We start from the raw sequence: 518 nt of genomic DNA, 5'->3' as shown, positions 1-518 counted from the left end.
GACGAACCGTTGTCGAGTTTCAGCGTGACGTCGGTACCGGCTTTGTTGCTCAAGGTCGCGGTGTAGGTGATCTGGCCGCCTTCGTTAACGACACTTGGTGCTGTCAGCGTAACGGTGGTGGTGTTATTGGTACCCGGTGTGTCCGTAACGGTGGTGTTCACCGCAGTAGTGCCAGGGACCAGATTCTCGAAATGCTCGCCGCCAGTTACGCCTTTGATAGCAGTAGTGACGGTCTGGTCGCCTTTGTACACATCATCCGGCGCGATGGTGGTGATAGAGCCACTCGACTGTTTTACACCGATGGTGATGGTCTTGCCGTTGTCCAAAGTCACGGTCAGCGGATTGGTGATGTTAGTCACCGGCGCGCCGTTTTTATCCACAAGGCTAGCGGTGTAAACGATGTTGCCGCCTTCGCCCACGGTAGTCGTGGCGGCCAGGACCACATCAACCTTGTCGATGGTGTCGTTGATCGTGGTGGTTGCGCCGTTGCCTGCCACTTCGAGTTTTTCGAAGTTGCC

1 protein-coding gene is annotated in these 518 nt (G+C 56.2%); it reads right to left on the bottom strand.

Going from position 1 to position 518, the window contains the following annotated elements:
* Positions 1–518: immunoglobulin-like domain-containing protein (locus DK871_RS28555; RefSeq protein WP_161907491.1), on the bottom strand; the 518-nt coding region annotated here is incomplete at both ends.

The sequence above is a fragment of the Pseudomonas sp. L13 genome (assembly GCF_009935965.1).
Classification (GTDB): Bacteria; Pseudomonadota; Gammaproteobacteria; order Pseudomonadales; family Pseudomonadaceae; genus Aquipseudomonas; species Aquipseudomonas lactis.
The sequence above is the reverse complement of the archived record's forward strand: the minus strand, read 5'-3'. Positions and strand labels throughout refer to the sequence as shown.